13 protein-coding genes, 1 tRNA gene and 1 pseudogene are annotated in these 16751 nt (G+C 39.8%); 7 read left to right on the top strand and 8 right to left on the bottom strand.

Features of this window, described 5'->3' with window-relative positions; genetic code table 11:
- The first annotated feature begins 138 nt into the window (after positions 1–138).
- Positions 139–4005, top strand: a complete 3867-nt coding sequence (locus H5125_RS03215; protein WP_310734167.1) for a S8 family serine peptidase — start codon at positions 139–141, stop codon at positions 4003–4005.
- 101 nt (positions 4006–4106) lie between these two features.
- Here H5125_RS03215 and H5125_RS03210 read toward each other — a convergent pair whose 3' ends face one another.
- Complete coding sequence (locus tag H5125_RS03210) at positions 4107–4805, bottom strand: hypothetical protein (RefSeq protein WP_101086223.1); 699 nt, start codon at positions 4803–4805, stop codon at positions 4107–4109.
- A 487-nt stretch (positions 4806–5292) separates the two neighbouring features.
- Between H5125_RS03210 and H5125_RS22440 the strand changes: the two are divergent.
- Positions 5293–5346: pseudogene (locus tag H5125_RS22440) on the top strand (hypothetical protein); the annotation flags it as partial.
- A gap of 172 nt (positions 5347–5518) precedes the next feature.
- Here the strand turns inward: H5125_RS22440 and H5125_RS03200 are convergent.
- Positions 5519–5603, bottom strand: a tRNA-Leu gene (locus H5125_RS03200).
- 373 nt (positions 5604–5976) lie between these two features.
- On the opposite strand from H5125_RS03200, the gene H5125_RS03195 reads away from it, so the two are divergent.
- The gene (locus H5125_RS03195) at positions 5977–6108 is read left to right on the top strand and encodes a DUF3149 domain-containing protein (protein ID WP_101086224.1); all 132 of its coding nucleotides are present in this window, start codon (positions 5977–5979) and stop codon (positions 6106–6108) included.
- Positions 6109–6276: 168 nt separating this feature from the next.
- On the opposite strand, the gene H5125_RS03190 is transcribed toward H5125_RS03195, so the two are convergent.
- Positions 6277–6888 (bottom strand): superinfection exclusion B family protein, encoded by a 612-nt coding sequence (locus H5125_RS03190; protein ID WP_101086225.1) that lies wholly within the window; start codon positions 6886–6888, stop codon positions 6277–6279.
- Positions 6889–7116: 228 nt separating this feature from the next.
- On the opposite strand from H5125_RS03190, the gene H5125_RS03185 reads away from it, so the two are divergent.
- Complete coding sequence (locus tag H5125_RS03185) at positions 7117–8697, top strand: ATP-binding protein (protein ID WP_182743527.1); 1581 nt, start codon at positions 7117–7119, stop codon at positions 8695–8697.
- 22 nt (positions 8698–8719) lie between these two features.
- Here the strand turns inward: H5125_RS03185 and tcdA are convergent, their stop codons facing one another.
- Positions 8720–9523, bottom strand: coding sequence for a tRNA cyclic N6-threonylcarbamoyladenosine(37) synthase TcdA (gene tcdA, locus H5125_RS03180; protein WP_174839622.1), 804 nt, complete (start codon positions 9521–9523; stop codon positions 8720–8722).
- Between the two features lie 801 nt (positions 9524–10324).
- On the opposite strand from tcdA, the gene H5125_RS03175 reads away from it, so the two are divergent.
- Complete coding sequence (locus H5125_RS03175; protein ID WP_101086227.1) at positions 10325–11368, top strand: porin; 1044 nt, start codon at positions 10325–10327, stop codon at positions 11366–11368.
- A gap of 193 nt (positions 11369–11561) precedes the next feature.
- On the opposite strand, the gene H5125_RS03170 is transcribed toward H5125_RS03175, so the two are convergent.
- From H5125_RS03170 to H5125_RS03155, 4 genes are all read right to left on the bottom strand, one after another.
- Complete coding sequence (locus tag H5125_RS03170; RefSeq protein WP_101086228.1) at positions 11562–11879, bottom strand: putative quinol monooxygenase; 318 nt, start codon at positions 11877–11879, stop codon at positions 11562–11564.
- A 96-nt stretch (positions 11880–11975) separates the two neighbouring features.
- Positions 11976–12440, bottom strand: a complete 465-nt coding sequence (locus tag H5125_RS03165; RefSeq protein ID WP_101086229.1) for a GNAT family N-acetyltransferase — start codon at positions 12438–12440, stop codon at positions 11976–11978.
- 46 nt (positions 12441–12486) lie between these two features.
- Positions 12487–14073 (bottom strand): DHA2 family efflux MFS transporter permease subunit, encoded by a 1587-nt coding sequence (locus H5125_RS03160; RefSeq protein WP_182743585.1) that lies wholly within the window; start codon positions 14071–14073, stop codon positions 12487–12489.
- Between the two features lie 46 nt (positions 14074–14119).
- Positions 14120–15214 carry an HlyD family secretion protein gene (locus H5125_RS03155; protein ID WP_101086230.1) on the bottom strand — a complete coding sequence of 365 codons (1095 nt, stop codon included), beginning with the start codon at positions 15212–15214 and terminating at the stop codon, positions 14120–14122.
- A 96-nt stretch (positions 15215–15310) separates the two neighbouring features.
- Here H5125_RS03155 and H5125_RS03150 point away from each other — a divergent pair, with 96 nt between their 5' ends.
- Together H5125_RS03150 and H5125_RS22125 are read left to right on the top strand one after the other, a co-directional pair.
- The gene (locus H5125_RS03150) at positions 15311–16249 is read left to right on the top strand and encodes a LysR family transcriptional regulator (RefSeq protein ID WP_101086231.1); all 939 of its coding nucleotides are present in this window, start codon (positions 15311–15313) and stop codon (positions 16247–16249) included.
- 270 nt (positions 16250–16519) lie between these two features.
- On the top strand, positions 16520–16642 hold the full coding sequence (locus H5125_RS22125; protein ID WP_011635985.1) for a hypothetical protein: 123 nt from the start codon (positions 16520–16522) through the stop codon (positions 16640–16642).
- The last annotated feature ends 109 nt before the right edge of the window (positions 16643–16751 follow it).

Below are 16751 nucleotides of genomic sequence, written 5' to 3'. Positions count from 1 at the left end.
TTGTGCTACAAATGCTACTGATGTGCCATAGAGTGCAGCAAAAAACTGAAAATATTATAAACACCATCACTTAATATTCATCGTGTTACAGCGATATCCCCCTCAAATTGAGTGGTGTCTAAAAACAAGGAAGAAGTTGTGAAGACAAAATTAGCCCTAGCCATTTCGGCAGCACTAATATCAAGTGCTACTTATGCAAATACTCAATATAGCTCTAACCATGCAGGCATTGAACTGCTTTCTACTGACCATAACAAAAAACCTGCGGTTAAAATTAACGATGTCAAAGCTCCTCAGCGTTATATTATTGAACTAGAATCACCTGCTATTGCAAAATATCAAGGTGGTATTTCAACTTATGCTTCTACCGCGATTAAAGATAAAAATAGCAAATTAGACATTCAATCAGCTCCAGTTAAAAGCTATGTGTCTCATCTGCAGGCCGAGCAAGCTGCATTTACAAAGGCCCTTTCAAAGGTTGCTTCAAATGCTAAAGTTGAACGTCAATTTACAACATTATTTAACGGTGTCACTATTGTTGGCCAAGGGTTAACTGTTGAACAAATAATGGCTATTCCAGGAGTTATCTCTGTATATCCTGAAGCTATGTACGAAACAAACATGGATGCTTCACATGAAATAATCAACAGTGAAGCTATGTGGAATGCAGTAGATGGCATGGAAAACGCTGGTAAAGGTATCCGTGTTGCCATTATTGATGGTGGTATTCGTCCTGAAAACCCAATGTTCTCAGGCGAAGGTTTTGAAGCGCCAACAGGGATGATGCCAACAGATGACTACTGTTCAACGGTGGATAGCTCATTCTGTAACGATAAACTGATTGTTGCACGTTGGTCACAACCTACATTCCAAGTCTGTCCAGATGAATACATGAGCCCATTAGGATTTGGTGGTCATGGTACTCACGTTGCCGGTACTGCTGTTGGCAACAAGGTAGAAACAACATTCCAAGGTGTTGACGTTACATTATCAGGTGTTGCTCCAGCAGCATATTTAATGGCTTATAAAGCACTTTATTCTAAAGCTGACTGTACTGGTGGCAGTGGTTCGAACATCATGTTAATGGAAGCATTAGAACATGCCGTTAATGATGGCGCCGATGTCATTAACAATTCTTGGGGTGGTGGCGCTGGCTCTGATCCTTCAAGTAGCCCTTACAAAACGATGTTTGAAGCTGCCGAAGCTGCAGGTATTGTTGTGGTAAGTGCTGCGGGTAATGATGGTAATGCAGCAAAAACAGTTGGCTGTCCTGGTTGTATCGAGTCTGGTATCACTGTGGCTAACAGCACGACTGGTCGTTACTTCGCTAACAGCTTCAATACTGGTGGTGATGATTTGTTAGCAATTCCAGGTTCAGATACTGAAATTGATATGGACATCACAGGAACTGTTATTTCAGCACTCAATATTGATGCCGAAAACTTTGAAGGTTGTGATGCATTTGCTGCTGATTCATTTAAAGATGGGATCGCATTAATTTCACGTGGTTCTTGTAACTTTAGCGACAAAGTGACCAACGCTGAAGCTGCCGGCGCAACTGCCGTTGTTGTTTATAACAACCGTGTTGGTGCACCAATCACTATGTCAGTGCCGGGTATTACCTTCCCTTCAGTTATGATTGCCCAAGATGACGGCATGGCAATTTTAGATTCAATGGGTGATACAGCGACTCAAGGTACTATTGGCGCTGACATTAAACGTATCATGGCCAGTGGTCTTGCAGATTCTATCAATGAATCTAGCTCTCGTGGTCCAAATGGTAATGAGAACATCCTTAAGCCTGATCTCGCAGCCCCAGGAACAAACATCTTATCGGCTTTCTCACCAGATGACGGTGGAGAAGACTTTAGTATGATTTCTGGTACTAGTATGGCTAGTCCACATGTTGCAGGTGCTGCAGCGCTTTTAAGTCAGCTACATCCTACATGGTCAGCAACTGATATTAAAACTGCACTAACATCTACATCTAAAATAGATGGCATTCTAGATGACGACTCATCGACACCAGCAACGCCTTTTGCTATGGGTGCGGGTCGTATGGATTTAGATGCTGCAGCAAAAGCAGTGTTAACATTTGATAAGCCTTCTATAGCTGCAGACTCATGTGTTGGTATCTGTACCTTTACTCGTACGGTTTACAACAAGAGTGATGAAAAATCATCTTGGACGCTTTCTGCAAGTTCTGGTACTGCTGGTCTAATGATTTCACCATCAACACTTGAACTTGAAGCGGGTGCATCAGCAACCTTCACTGTCACTGTTGATTCAACATTTAGTGAATATGGTGATTGGATATTCGGTAATGTGATGATTAGCAGCACTGAAGGAAAGCAAAATGCTCACCTTCCACTGGCTGTACTCGCTAAAGAGTCAAGTGATTCATCATTAATATCAGCTTTTACAACTGACACTGATATTTCTGTTGCTGATCCTTTCACAATAAAATCTGTTGTGAATAACACTATGTTTGAAAACACGGTAACTCTGACGGCTACGGCTCCTAAAGGCACTAAGCTTACATCAAAAGATGATGTATCTGTGGTCCTGAACGGCGCCTCGCAAAATGGTCTATCAGTTGATGAAAACACTGGCGTAGTCACTTGGGTTGGTTCAATGGATTTACCTGAAATGGTCACGACTAGTGGCACAGGTACATATCCTAATATTACCGCTCTTGGCTTAAGTCAAACACCTGCTTGTTTAGACGGTTGTGATGAAACTACATTTGTATTTACAGTTCCAGCTTATAAGTACAATGGACAAACTTATACAGAAATCACTATTTCGGATAACGGCATAGTCATTCCTGGTAATAGTTCAACTGCAGGCACTTATGCTAATAAAGAACTACCTGATAGCTCAAATCCAAATAATATCCTTGCACCATTCTGGTCAGATTTTGATTTAAGTGATGGTACAGTTGGCGATACTGGTGGTGGAGCAATCTCTCTTGGTGTAGTGAGCACTGGAACAGCTTCATTCTTAGTTGTTGAATGGAATGATGCGCAACTTTGGGGCGATCCTTCAGGTGATCAGTATAGCTTTAGCGTGTGGTTAAAAACTGGCGATACTGAAGAAGTCACATTCAATTATTACGATATTCCTGGTATGCCAGCTAACGTAACGATTGGCGCTGAAAACATCAGTGGTAGTATAGGTACAACTCATTACTTTAACGGTGCAGGCACATCTGTTACTAATGATGACTGGGTTGAAGTAAGATCAACAACTGCAGGTAGTGTTGAACTTGCTTATAAAGCAATGGTTACTGAGTTTAGCTTCGGCCAAACTGACACCCCTTCACTTGATGAAGATACTTCTATGGAAGGTAATGTATTAGATAATGATACTAAGCCAGACCAAAAAGTAGCTCGTACTCAAGTAACGGGTGATGGCATGACGGCTAAGGCTCAACGCTTAATCGATGTGTCTCCTGCTGGAAAATTAGACACTGTTGTTCTTGTTGATAAAGTGACTAATGGCGAACTGACGTTAGCAGCAGATGGTGCATTTACTTATACACCAACAGCTGACTTCACTGGCACGGATACATTCTCTTATACATCAACTGATGAAGAAGGGAATTTGAGCACGCCTACACAAGTCGTTATTACTGTTAATAACGTTAATGATGCTCCAACGGTTGCGCCTTCAGGAATGAATAGCGCTGGTGGATTTGTAGTAACAGCAAAAGCAAACGGTAAAGACATCGATGGTGATGCTTTAACTTATAATTGGGTTCAAACTGGTGGTAAGAGTGTTAGCTTTACTAACGGTGGTCCATCAATTCTGTTTACTGCTCCAGTAGGTGATGACACCTTCACTTTCACAGTAACTGCATCTGACGGTGAGCTGACAAGTGCACCAGGTACAGCAACCATTAATGTTACCGAGGAAGTAGAGCAATCTTCTGGTGGTTCTATGGGTTGGTTAACTGCACTATTACTACCATTAGCTGCATTACGTCGTCGTAAGCACTCATAATAGTAATCATTAATTTGGCATAGCCTAAATGATGTAAAAAAAACCAGCTGTTATCAGCTGGTTTTTTTATTGGGTAAAAATATCAAACTAAATAACCTTAGTTATTCATCTTCATCCGATTCATCAGCATGAGCAGAAGCTTCAAACTGCTCTACATTCGCCAATTGTCCAAACCAGAAGTCTGAACTCACCATCTTAAACTGACGAGATAAACCTTCATTTGATACTAATTCTAGCTTCCACAATATCCCTAAGGCTTCTGGAAATTGTGTCCCGGTAATTTGGTCTTCATATAATCGATGCAATAGTGCATCAGGAGATAACCCAGATGCTAGAAGACGTACCATCGAGGCATGTAATGACGCATCAAAAATAGTTAACTCTGCAGCGTCAGTTGCTGTGACATTAACCATAAACTCAACACCGGTAGGCTCGGCAAAGACACCATTAAATGCTTCTCTCAATAAAGCATAAGCGCTAAAAAAACCTTCATGGAGCAAGCAATCAGAATATTCTTCCCACATTCTGTCACCGATCATGTCATTACTTAACTGATCAATTTTACCTTCAGTTAATTCACTGAATAAATGCGTCAAGATGATTTTAGCTGCTTCATTGGCCTCTAAATCATTTAGAGACATCATGCACATTTCTCTAAGTTCAGTAGCCTCCATTCCTTCTAGGCCATCATCTAAGCCCATAATAGCCATCAACTGAAGGTAGTCTTCATTTGACCAAGCATTCGGGATCTTATTGATTTTACGAAAAGAACCAATTTGAACATTAAATTGTGCTTGCATGGAAACTCCTTCTTATAAGCGTCAAAAAGTGACGAAGATAGGTCAAACTAATACCCAACATGTGCAATCGCAATACTGTATAAGAGCAAAAACAAAAAATGTCATACCGATAGACCACCGAATAAACATAACAATTTGATTTATAATGCTTTATTAAAAATTAAATATATTAACAATTATATTAAACTTTGTTTATATGATATTAATTTAGCTTATAAATGAATCAACTCACATTTTTAAGCCATTTTATCTTAAACAGAAATGGAATGAGATAATGCGAAGAAACCCTATAATGATTCATCATTATAGTTCAAATTGAGTTAAAGACAGAAAAGGAGAAGTCACCCTGACAAGTGAACTTTAAACAGTTAAAAGTGGCGTAAAGAATAGTATTGAGTCAGCATAAAAACTCTCACAGCCAAAATATCCTTGCTAAAGAAACAGTAAAGAACGATAAGCCTATTTCAACCTCAAAGCCGCTAATCATCAAGTCATTTGTACTAATCAAATGTATTCGAGAATGTCTATCAAAGATACTTGAATACGTTCTGTTGGGGGAATGGCAATACAGATACAAACAAAAATCTAACGGCTTGCCGATTCACAGATGAGACTTAGTGCTGTTGATCCAAAGCAGGTTAATTTGTATCTGTTATCATTGAATTTAAAGCATTAAAAAGCCCTGTTCAATTAAGAACAGGGCTTTCAAATGATGGTACCTGAGGTCGGACTCGAACCGACACGCCGCGAAGCAGGGGATTTTGAATCCCCCATGTATACCAATTTCATCACTCAGGCAAAGACTTAGTAGCTATGTTAGCTTTGCAAAGTAATCTGAGAAATCCAAATATCTTTGCAAAACAACACTCGTAATTTAATCCTAACCAAACAATACTTTTCGTAACAGTCATTGTCACGATTAAGTGCTGGCGATTATACCGTTGCATTTAATAATGGCAAGCCCTTTACCTATTATTTTCTATAAAAAACACTCAATTGGTCAAAAGTCATTCATCACCCTCTATTGAGATGGATTGTGTTTTTTTGTGAGCTAATTGGCAATTTTACACTAAGTTAACATCATGACGGCTGAAGATTGATCAAGATCAGTATAACGACGTTATTTTGACTTTATGATGATCACGTCTTCACAACCTAAAGGATAAATATCATGGCATTTTGGTTAGATTTAATGTTTGGTAACGCAATAGGATTACTTTCTATGATGGTAATTTTTTGTACCTTTGGAATAATGTCTTATCTAATGTGGATGTTTATTGTGAAGTCTGCACCTACTAAGTGAGTCTCTTAATAGGTTAAGTTTTTTACTGCTTATTATTCATATCCAATATGGATACTTCCTTGTGAATGATACATTGGCGACAAAACACATGATGTGTTTTTATGCCAGAATGGGGGCTTTATACGCCCCCATCTTTTTTATTCATCTACAGCACTATTTTCCGCGCTATTACACTGCATGCTTACGTGACTGAATCAATCCATTAATAAAATGTGGTCGCGTTTTAATCAGGTAACTCATTTCTTCTGCACTGGGTTCACCCGCTGGTAAACGGAGTACATCACGATTTAAATAATTACGTGCTTGCATCGAAATTTTGTATTCAGCCGTTGGCCCTTGAATCGCATAGTGACGCTCGTTTCCAAGCATTTCAAGTATGCTGGTATTAACTAAATTTTTAACCGCTAATTCATTTTGTGGCAAGGTTAAAATAGTTTGTCCTTGTAAAAAGAACTCCCGTAGCAAGGCTCTTTCAGCAGGGTCCAGTAGTTTCACTTTTGCGTCAATAGTTTCTACGGTACGTTTTTGACGTAAATATACGATGGCCTCATCGACGACAAAGGCAAAAATCTGGCTTAAAAAATATGCCACTCCCATAATCAACCCTAAGCCAATAAACTGACCATATTGATTAACGAGTTGGTCTAACGATAAAAACGCCAATAAATCTTTAGGCGCAAACAATAAACTAGCACATGTTACAATAAGCCATGACATAGAACTTACGAACAAACGCTTACTATTCAATAACTTTATTGAACCTACTTTCATTTTCATCATAGCTTACCCGCAGTGTCAGATTTTTGAGCTTACTAAGGCAAAGCAAAATATATGCCAGAAAAAATAATTGATTAGCTGATATTTATTTATTTTTTCATACTATATATGGCCTATCAGGCTATGCTTGAACCAAGGTATGAAACCCGAACTAACACTGGCGAAATGCATTGTAGAATAAATACTTTCATCGGTAGATCCTCCCTATTTATAAATCACAATGAAGAAACTATGCTGATATCCATAAAACAGTTACTGCGAAGTCCAATAGCTCGAAAACTGACGCTTTCTATCGTGATCTTTAGTTCTTTAATTACCCTCGTGACGACGGCTTATCAGCTCGTAAGTGATTATCAAAGTGATGTAAGTAGAATTGATCGCGTTTTTTCGAATATAGAAGCGGTAAATTTAGAAGTGCTGGCAGCCAGTATATGGGTAATAGATGAACATTTAATCGACACGCAGCTCCGTGGTTTAAGTCAATTACCTGACATAAACTATATTTCTATCCGTGATGACACGAATCAAGAATGGCACTTTGGTGTATATAAGAAAACGGCTGTTATTGAGAAACAATACCCATTAATTTATACCAATAATGAACATATTCCTGTTGGGACACTCATCGTACAAGCTGATCTAAATGTCATATATGATCGTTTGTATGATAAAGCAATACTGATTTTATTATCCAACGCGATCAAAACCTTCTTAGTGGCTGGCTTTATCTTGCTTCTGGTGTGGTTCAATGTGACCAAACATCTTCGTCAATTAAGCCAATATTGCGATGATATTAGCTTAGACCACGACTTTACTCCTTTGGAATTTAATCGTAAGCCGCAACATGATGAATTCAGTTTGGTAGCCGATGCGGTTAATACCATGCAACGGCAAATAAGAGGCTCTTATCAAGCATTGCACCAATCAAAAATCGATCTTCAGCACGCACTTGAAGATCGCGATCGCTTACTGCTATTAGAACGCAGCTATAAAGATGAGCTCGCGCGCCAGGTAAAAGAACAAACCAGAGAACTTGAACAATCATTGCAAATGTTAAAACGAACACAACAAGTTCTGGTTGAAAAAGAAAAAATGGCGGCACTAGGTGGGTTAGTTTCCGGCGTAGCTCATGAAATTAATACCCCTATCGGTATTTGCTTAACGGCTGCCAGCTCGCAATTGTCTCACATAGAAGAGTTGATCAAATTAATCCATAGCGATGATGCCACTTTAGAACAAATTAATGGAATTTTAGAGCAATACCAACAAAGCAGTCAGTTAATCGTCAGTAATATCACTCGTGCCAGTTATTTGATCCAACAATTTAGATCTATTGCCGCAGAACAAAGCCACGAGAAAAACACCGTCTTTAATTTGAGCAATCTATTACGCGATATTACTGATTCAACATTAATGATATTTTCACCGCAAGACGTCGAAATAACCACCAGTTTGGATAAGCAGTTGCAACTTAATAATAATGCCAGTTTATTAAGCCAAGCTATCACTAATGTGGTATCAAATGCCTTTTTGCATGCGTTTAAGGATGTTTCGCAAGCGAAAATCCACATCAATGTCGTTGCTGAGCCAGACAGTATTCAAATCGAAATTCAAAATAATGGCGCGGTTATTCCTAATGACATCGTCGAACATATTTTCGAACCCTTCTTCACCACAGCTCGTCACAAAGGAGGAGTAGGTTTAGGGCTAGCGGCAGCGTTTAACGCGGTGACTCAGCTCAAGGGTAATATCTGTTATGTTGCTACGTCACCACTAGGTGGGCCAATGTTCGTGATTAGTGTGCCGAGATAACCGACAAATTTACACAACAATGTTAAGCGGGTTTAGCGGCTAATTTAGTCAGCACACGACTAACCGCAACAAACGCAAACGTTCCCGTTACCATAGTAATGGCGCCAAAACCGGAGGCGCAATCCATTCGCATACTGCCTTCTGCATTTTCTTTAGTGTTGCATACACTGCCATCAGCTTGAGGATAGACGAGATGTTGGGTCGAAAACACCGCATCTACAGCAAAACGGCGCTGAATATTTTTAGTGAAATTGTAATCTTTGCGTAATATGTTGCGCACTTTTGCCAATAATGGATCTTGTACTGTTTTAGCCAAATCAGTCACTTGAATTAAAGTCGGATCGGTTTGTCCGCCAGCACCGCCTATGGTCACTAGTGGAATTTTATTACGCTTGCACCAAGCGATTAAACCTGCTTTAGGCTTTACAGCATCAATACAGTCAACCACATAATCAATATTGCCACCTTGTGAGGCCGGCTTAAAATACTCAGCAAGATTATCTAAGGTAATAAAATCTTCTACTTCATTAACCACACACTCTGGGTTAATTTCGCCAATGCGTTTTGCCATAACCTCAACTTTTGATTGGCCAATAGTCGAAATTAATGCATGTATTTGGCGATTGGTGTTGGTAACACAAATATCATCTAAATCAATTAGCGTAATCTGCCCTATCCCACTTCTTGCTAATGCTTCGGCAACCCATGTGCCTACACCGCCAATACCAACAACCACAACATGGGCTTGAGAAAAAGTCGTTAGTGCGGCTTGACCATACAAACGGCCAACACCAGCAAAACGATGAGTATAAGATTCTGACAACATGGGTTACGTCCTAATTAACGACTATTTTCGCGACCAATTTTATATGATTTATCCTCAAAGCTAAACGTTTGTCACAATTCACTCTAGATGAATTTAGTTAAGGGTGCATTTTGGTTTAATAACAAGCACCACATGCTCGTATTTATAGCGAGTAATTCTGCTCACTCATTTTGGTATATGAGATATGAAACATGGGATGTGGGATAAAGTAATAATATCGGTTTATTGCAGCTTAACAGATCAAGCTGGCCGGAGGATTAACACGTCAATAGTGTACCTATATCTATGGTAAACCATACCATCTAGATAGCAGGATAAAGAGCCGTTTGATAGCAATCTATTACTCAGCAGAGGCAGATTGAGCTAAATGTCTTTATGTCCTAGCGTCAATGTGTCCTATCACAACAAACATTAAAATATGCTTAATTTATAACCTTATTAGACTAAAGATATAAAAATTAACATCGAATATTCACAATGATTAAATTAACATGGGCTAACATACATTTCTGCAACTTTTTATGGTTGTGCGCTAGCCTATTTTTAATCGAATAGGAATATCCCTAAAGAGGTAGATCCACGCCATATGGTGATTTTTTTATACAAATGGTCGCAGTTATCACAGATTTATACACAAAATTTCAAGTAGGCCTTGTTTATTTGATCTAGGCCACACTCTGAAGGTATCAAATCTGTAAAAATCTGCACCAGATTGTTACAGAATTGAATCTGCGACAAACTTCACTAACTAAAACCATGAAAAATGGAATATAGAACATAACGTTCTAGGGAGCATGAAAGATGAAAAAAACCTTAATCTCTGCATCGGTAGCATCTGTACTTACATTAGTTTCTTTCGCTACACTTGCTGAAGGCCCAAGTTTCTATGGTCGTTTAGATTTAGCCGTGACTAATTCTGATAAAGGCGCAACAACTCAAAATGGTAAAGAAGGCACAGTATTAGAAAACAACTTTTCTAACTTAGGCGTAAAAGGTAGCGAAAAATTTGGTAACGGTATTGAACTGTTATACCAAATGGAATTCCAAGTTGAAAATACCACTCAAACTGAAGGCAAAAATGGCAGTGACGAAGTTGTATTTAAAGCGCGTAACACATTCTTAGGTTTAAAAAGTGACGCAGGTACAGTGTTAATCGGCCGTAACGATACTGTATTTAAACAGTCTGAAGGTGGCATTGATTTATTTGGTAACTTCAACGCAGATATCGATCGTATGATTGGTGGCCAGTTACGTAAAGCTGACGGTATTTGGTACTATTCACCAGTGATTGGTGGCTTAGTTACATTAAACGCAACTTATTTAATGGAAGACAACTACACAGATGATGCTGGTAAAGAATCATATGATGATCAATATGCATTAAGTGCAACTATTGGTGATAAAGGCCTTAAAGCACAACCTTACTATGTCGCTGCAGCTTATAATACTATTGGTGGTATTGATGCTTATCGTGGTGTGGCACAAGTTAAGCTAGGTGAGTTCAAGCTTGGTGGTTTATACCAAAACACTGAAAGCCAAACATCTGATCAAGAAGGTGATTCTTTCTTCCTTAACGTATCTTACAACCTAAACGGCGTAAACTTAAAAGCTGAATACGGTCAAGATGAAGCTGGTTTTGGTAGCTACTACAAAAATATTAAAGAAGCGACTGGTACTGACGTAAACATCACTCAAATTACTGTGGGTGCTGATTACCGTATCTCTAAGTCAACCTTAGTTTATGGTCACTATGCTATGTATGAAGGCGACCATAAAGTGGGTACAGCTACTGTTGATTTAGAAGATGACAACATCTTCACTGTCGGTGCTCGTTACGACTTCTAATCATTCTGATATAAAAGCTTCGGCTTAACAGTATAAATGATTAAAAATGCCAATCTGTTTAGATTGGCATTTTTGTATCTGTAATCTAATGTTGAGCTCTAACGCTTCAAATCTAATCGTGACATCCAGAACTTGAAATCCAGCACTTGAAATGACAGCTATCGAAATTGCCGCACTTAACAACAACCGCCAATTAAGCAATCACTTGATTAAACACTTCAACATGATGTGACTCAACCAACTCAGGCATTACATTGTGGAAATAATGCTCAATAGCATCTTTAGCGCAATGCTGATCAAACGCAGCACGATCGACAAACTTTTCCACAAAGGCAACTTTGTTGTCGTCATCAATACTGACATTCAATTCATAACGAATACAGCCAGATTCACGACGAGTATCAGGGATCAAGCTTGCCAATACCGCCACTAACTCATCACGCTTTCCTGCTTTCGCCACAAATTGAGCGACACACACAATTTGCTGGGTATTAATTACATAATCTGACATCGTTTTTCCTTAATAAAATCTACCCAAATCCAAAGAAATAGCGGCTTAACGCAGAGTTGATTATATTATCTCTGAATCCAACGCTGCTCATACCAATTAGCTATTATAGATTAACAACATATCAAGATGCTCAATGCCGTCTTCAAGGTACACATCTGAATTGACAATAAAGCCAAGTTGTTGATAAAAATGACGTAAATAATCTTGTGCCCCAATCTGAATATTATCTGTTGGCCAATGCCGTTTTGCAATGGCTATGGCACTTTGCATTAATTGATTGGCCACGCCCTGACCACGGGCAGATTTTGCAACAGCAACACGGCCAATACTCGCTTGAGGGTAACTAATATCGGGCGCTAACACGCGGCTATAAGCCTCTATATCACCCTGTTCATTCACTCCCAATAAGTGCCTGGTTTGCGGATGTTTATCTTTTCCATCTAATTCAGGATAAGGACAATTTTGTTCAACCACAAAGACATCTACACGCAATTGCAATAAGCCATAAAGCTGCTCTAAAGACAGCTCAGTAAAACCAACATCTAGCCACGTTAATGTCATCTCTCACCTTAATTTATTGCTCTCAATTAAGATAATACTAACATGATTAATGCATTTCATTAGGCTGCTCTGAATCACTTTCCGCCACGGGTTTACGGATCAATAAAACCGCAACAACTGCAATCAATAGAAAACATGCCATTATAAGAAACACATCATTATAGGCTTGAATATATGCCTGCTGTGACATGTTTTTAGTAAGTAAAGCATAGGCTTGTGAGTTAGCACTCACCGCATCAGAACCCGCAATTTGCAGTATCGAACTGGTATGCTGAATATAGTTATAAGCTTGGGCACTGACTGCTGGCAACGTCTCTTTAATATGGGCCAAATGAACTCGAGCTAAATTATCGGTTAACGTTGCCACCAGCGCGATACCAAAAGCCCCACCTAAATTACGCATCACATTGAGCACTGTCGATGCAGAGGCATTTTCATGTGCTTGAAGATGCATTGTCGCCAAAATACCAATAGGCACTAAAATAAACGGCTGTCCTAACGCTCGTACTATTTGCGAAGCAATCATTTGATCGCCAGCGTAATCCATGGTCATATGGCTATTCATATAATAACTGGTCGCAAATAAAGCAAACCCAAGTGCAGCCAAATATCGCGGATCAAACTTCTGCATTAATTTAGGCACTAATGGCAGTACCAGCAACTGCGGAAAGCCCATCCACATAATCACTTCACCAATTTCTAACGGGGTATAATCATGAATTTGTGATAAATACAGCGGGATCATATAAATCGCCCCAAACAACGCCATTCCCAGTAAAAAATACGCCACAGTGGATAAAGCAAAATCTCGCTGCGCAAGCAGACGAATATTCACTAATGGCTGAGCTTTACGTAACTGGATCCAAATAAACAAGCTGATATTGATCGCGGCAACAATGGCGAGGTTACGAATAAGATCAGAGCCAAACCAGTCTTTACGGTTGCCCTCTTCTAGCACAACTTCTAAACAGCCCATACCCAACGCCATGGTGACAATGCCTGAATAATCAGCGTCTTTTAACTTATCCCAAATGATTGGTTTGCGCTCTAAACCATAAGCCAACATCGCCATCACTAATAAGCCTGGTGGAACATTGATATAAAATAAATAATGCCAGCTAAATTGTTCGGTTAGCCAACCACCTAGCGTCGGTCCAATGGAAGGTGCAAATGTTGCGGTTACCCCAAACAGAGCCATACCCATGGCGCGTTTATTGTCGGGTAAAAACTCAAGAATTAATCGAAATGCTAACGGAATTAATGCCCCGCCAAAAAATCCCTGCAAGGCACGAAAAGCGATCATTGACTCAAGGTTCCAAGACATTGAGCACAATATAGAGGCCACAATAAAGGCAGCGGTAGTCCACAGTAAATAACGGCGAGTCGATAAACCAGTACTTAACCAACCAGATAAAGGAATGGCAATCATTTCAGCGACTAAATAAGCGGTAGCAATCCAACTGCCTTCTTCTAAAGTGGCGCCTAAACTACCTTGAATTTCTTTCATCGACGCATTAGTGATTTGAATATCCAGAATAGCCATAAAGGCACCGATTAAGCCGCCCGCAACTGCTATCCAAGAACGTTTGCTACCGCGCTGATACCCCGTCGGTTTATCACTCACAGTACTCATAGGGCCGACTGGTGATACATCTGCCTCAGTGGCTGACTGGCTCATATTAATGCCCTGCAGTCACAGACATTGCTTGACCAGCTGTTGCCTTAGCGAGTTCGTGAGATTGGGTTGCAGACTCAGTATCGACTTCAACCACAGCGCTTAATCCTGGTAAAATACGCCCAATAGCTGATGAGGGTTGATCACGTTCAAGACGAATACGCACCGGAATACGTTGAACAATTTTGGTAAAGTTACCGGTCGCATTCTCTGCGGGTAACAAACTAAATTTAGAACCCGATGCAGGTGCTAAACTGTCGATAAATCCGCTAAACACATCATCAGGATAAGCATCTAAACTCACCTTAACGGCTTGTCCGGCTTGCATGTGCTCAATTTGAGTTTCTTTAAAGTTAGCCGTAATCCACACTTGTGCATCTGGCACTAAGCTAAACAATGCTTGCCCTGGTTGAACATACTGGCCCACCATTGCACCACGCTTACCTATAATCCCTGCAAAAGGTGCAGTAACACGTGTATCCACCAATTGAATATTAGCCAACTCGACACTGGCCATTGCCTGATCGACATCCGCTTGTACTTGTAATAATTGCGCATTAAATACCGACAATTCACGCTGTTTAGCCACTAATGCAGCTTGCGCCTCATCGACATGAGCCGATGCTGAATCGAAACCTGCCTGAAGTTGGTCAACATCATTTTGTGAACTGTAATTACTGATTTTTAATTTCTGTGAACGCTTCAATTGTTGTTGCGCAATTAACTGCTCTGACTGTGAAGCCACAACGGTAGCCTTCGCTTGATTAATTAATGCCTGTTGTAAATCAACCTTTGCCGCTAGAGTTTGCAAGTTTGCTTGGGTACTCGCTAACACAGCTTTGCTTTGAGCTAGCTTGGCAACAAATTGGCTGTCTTCCAATTGAGCCAGCAGTTCACCTTTGTTGACGTGTTGATTATCAACCACAGCAGATTGCACAATATAGCCGGGAACTTTTACACTGATATTGGAAATATCAGCCTCAACATAAGCATTGTCCGTTGACTCGATATATCGAACTTGTGACCACCAATAAACGCCTGCAACAACTAACACAACGATAATACCTGGCACTAACACTAACCGCTTATTGATAGACATATTTGACTCCTAATTTATTCTGCTCTAGTTTACTACTGTTTCCTTAAGTTTATTAGATAGTAAAAATTCAACCCACTGTTTCACAGGTGTAACAATATGGATCTCAATCGCGTTCAAATATTCTCGCAAGTCGTAGAACAAGGTAGTTTTACCGGTGCAGCCAGAGCACTGGGAATAACCAAAGCCACTGTGAGTCGTAAAATCGCAGATCTAGAAGCCGATGCCGGTGTGCAATTACTGTTTCGCACCACAAGGTCATTGAAACTGACTGAAGCGGGTTCAAGTTATTACCATCGCATTAGTAAAATTCTACAAGATTTACAAAATGCCGAAGATCTTCTCAGTGCGAGCCAGCAAGACATCAAAGGCAATTTAAAAGTGATTTGCCCTATCGAGCTAGGACAATTATTTTTAGGTCGTATTCTTGCGCGGTTTCTGGCGGCTTACCCTAATATCACCATCGATGCAGAACTGACTAACCGTAAAATTGATGTGATTGAAGAAGGGGTCGATTTTCTATTTCAAATTACCGAACAACGTGATCCTAAGCTGCAAAGCTACTCGTTAGTCACCGCTAGCCGGTTGTTAATGGCAAGTCCAAATTACCTTAAGCGTCATGGCACACCACAAATACCGCAAGATTTAATGTTCCACACCGCAATTAAGTTACAGTCGGCCCACATTGATGGTGGCTGGCGTATTTTTGATGGCAGCCAATGGCTTGATCTCGATCCCCCTGCACAGCTAAAAGTCAATAATGTCACCTTTGCCCGAGAGGCTGCTATTGAAGGTTTAGGCATTACTGCGGTACCGGTTTTTATTGCACAAGAAGCCATCGACAGTAAGCAACTGATACCGATATTAGAAGACTTTCCAATGATGCAAACCAAGGTCACCCTGAGTTTTCCACAGCGCGTATATTTACCCCGTAAATACCGAGTGTTTGTAGAGTTTTTATACGCCGCCTTGTTTGAGCATTGGGGCGAAGGTGTACTTGAGATCCCCGATTTTGTCCAACAAAGCAATCATAATTAAAGATGAGTTTTTAAGCACAAAATAATCTATAGAATAAATAGATATTTTTAACTGACTAGGTGCTAGTATCAACTTAATAAGGTGATTAATTTAGATCATAGAGGTAAGTTCTCGCACATCATTAATTCGCAATATCAATGATAAGTTTGGTTCAGTAAATTGTTCAAAGGCTAAGTAAGTACTAAGTGGCTGATTCATTGGCACCTTCGATACTAACAACAAAAATTACCATTTATTAGTTACGCATTATGCGTGCTAGGAGTCATACAAATGAGCAAAGAACGTAATAATTCAAAAGAAGCGAAGAAAAAGCCGGCATTATCTTTAAAAGAGAAACGTGCGGTTAAGCAGTCGAAAAATTCACCTGAAAATTTTGCCAGTAAAATCAAATAATTTATACGTCGTTTAGCGGATAAATAGCTTGATGTAACCATATTGAGCACATAAAAATACCGAGCTAATTGCTCGGTATTTTTGTTTGGAACCTATTGATTAGCACTCT

The sequence above is a fragment of the Shewanella sp. SR44-4 genome (assembly GCF_014163715.1).
In the GTDB taxonomy this organism is placed as follows: domain Bacteria; phylum Pseudomonadota; class Gammaproteobacteria; order Enterobacterales; family Shewanellaceae; genus Shewanella.
Note: the sequence above shows the minus strand (reverse complement) of the source record. Positions and strands in the feature narration are given on the sequence as shown.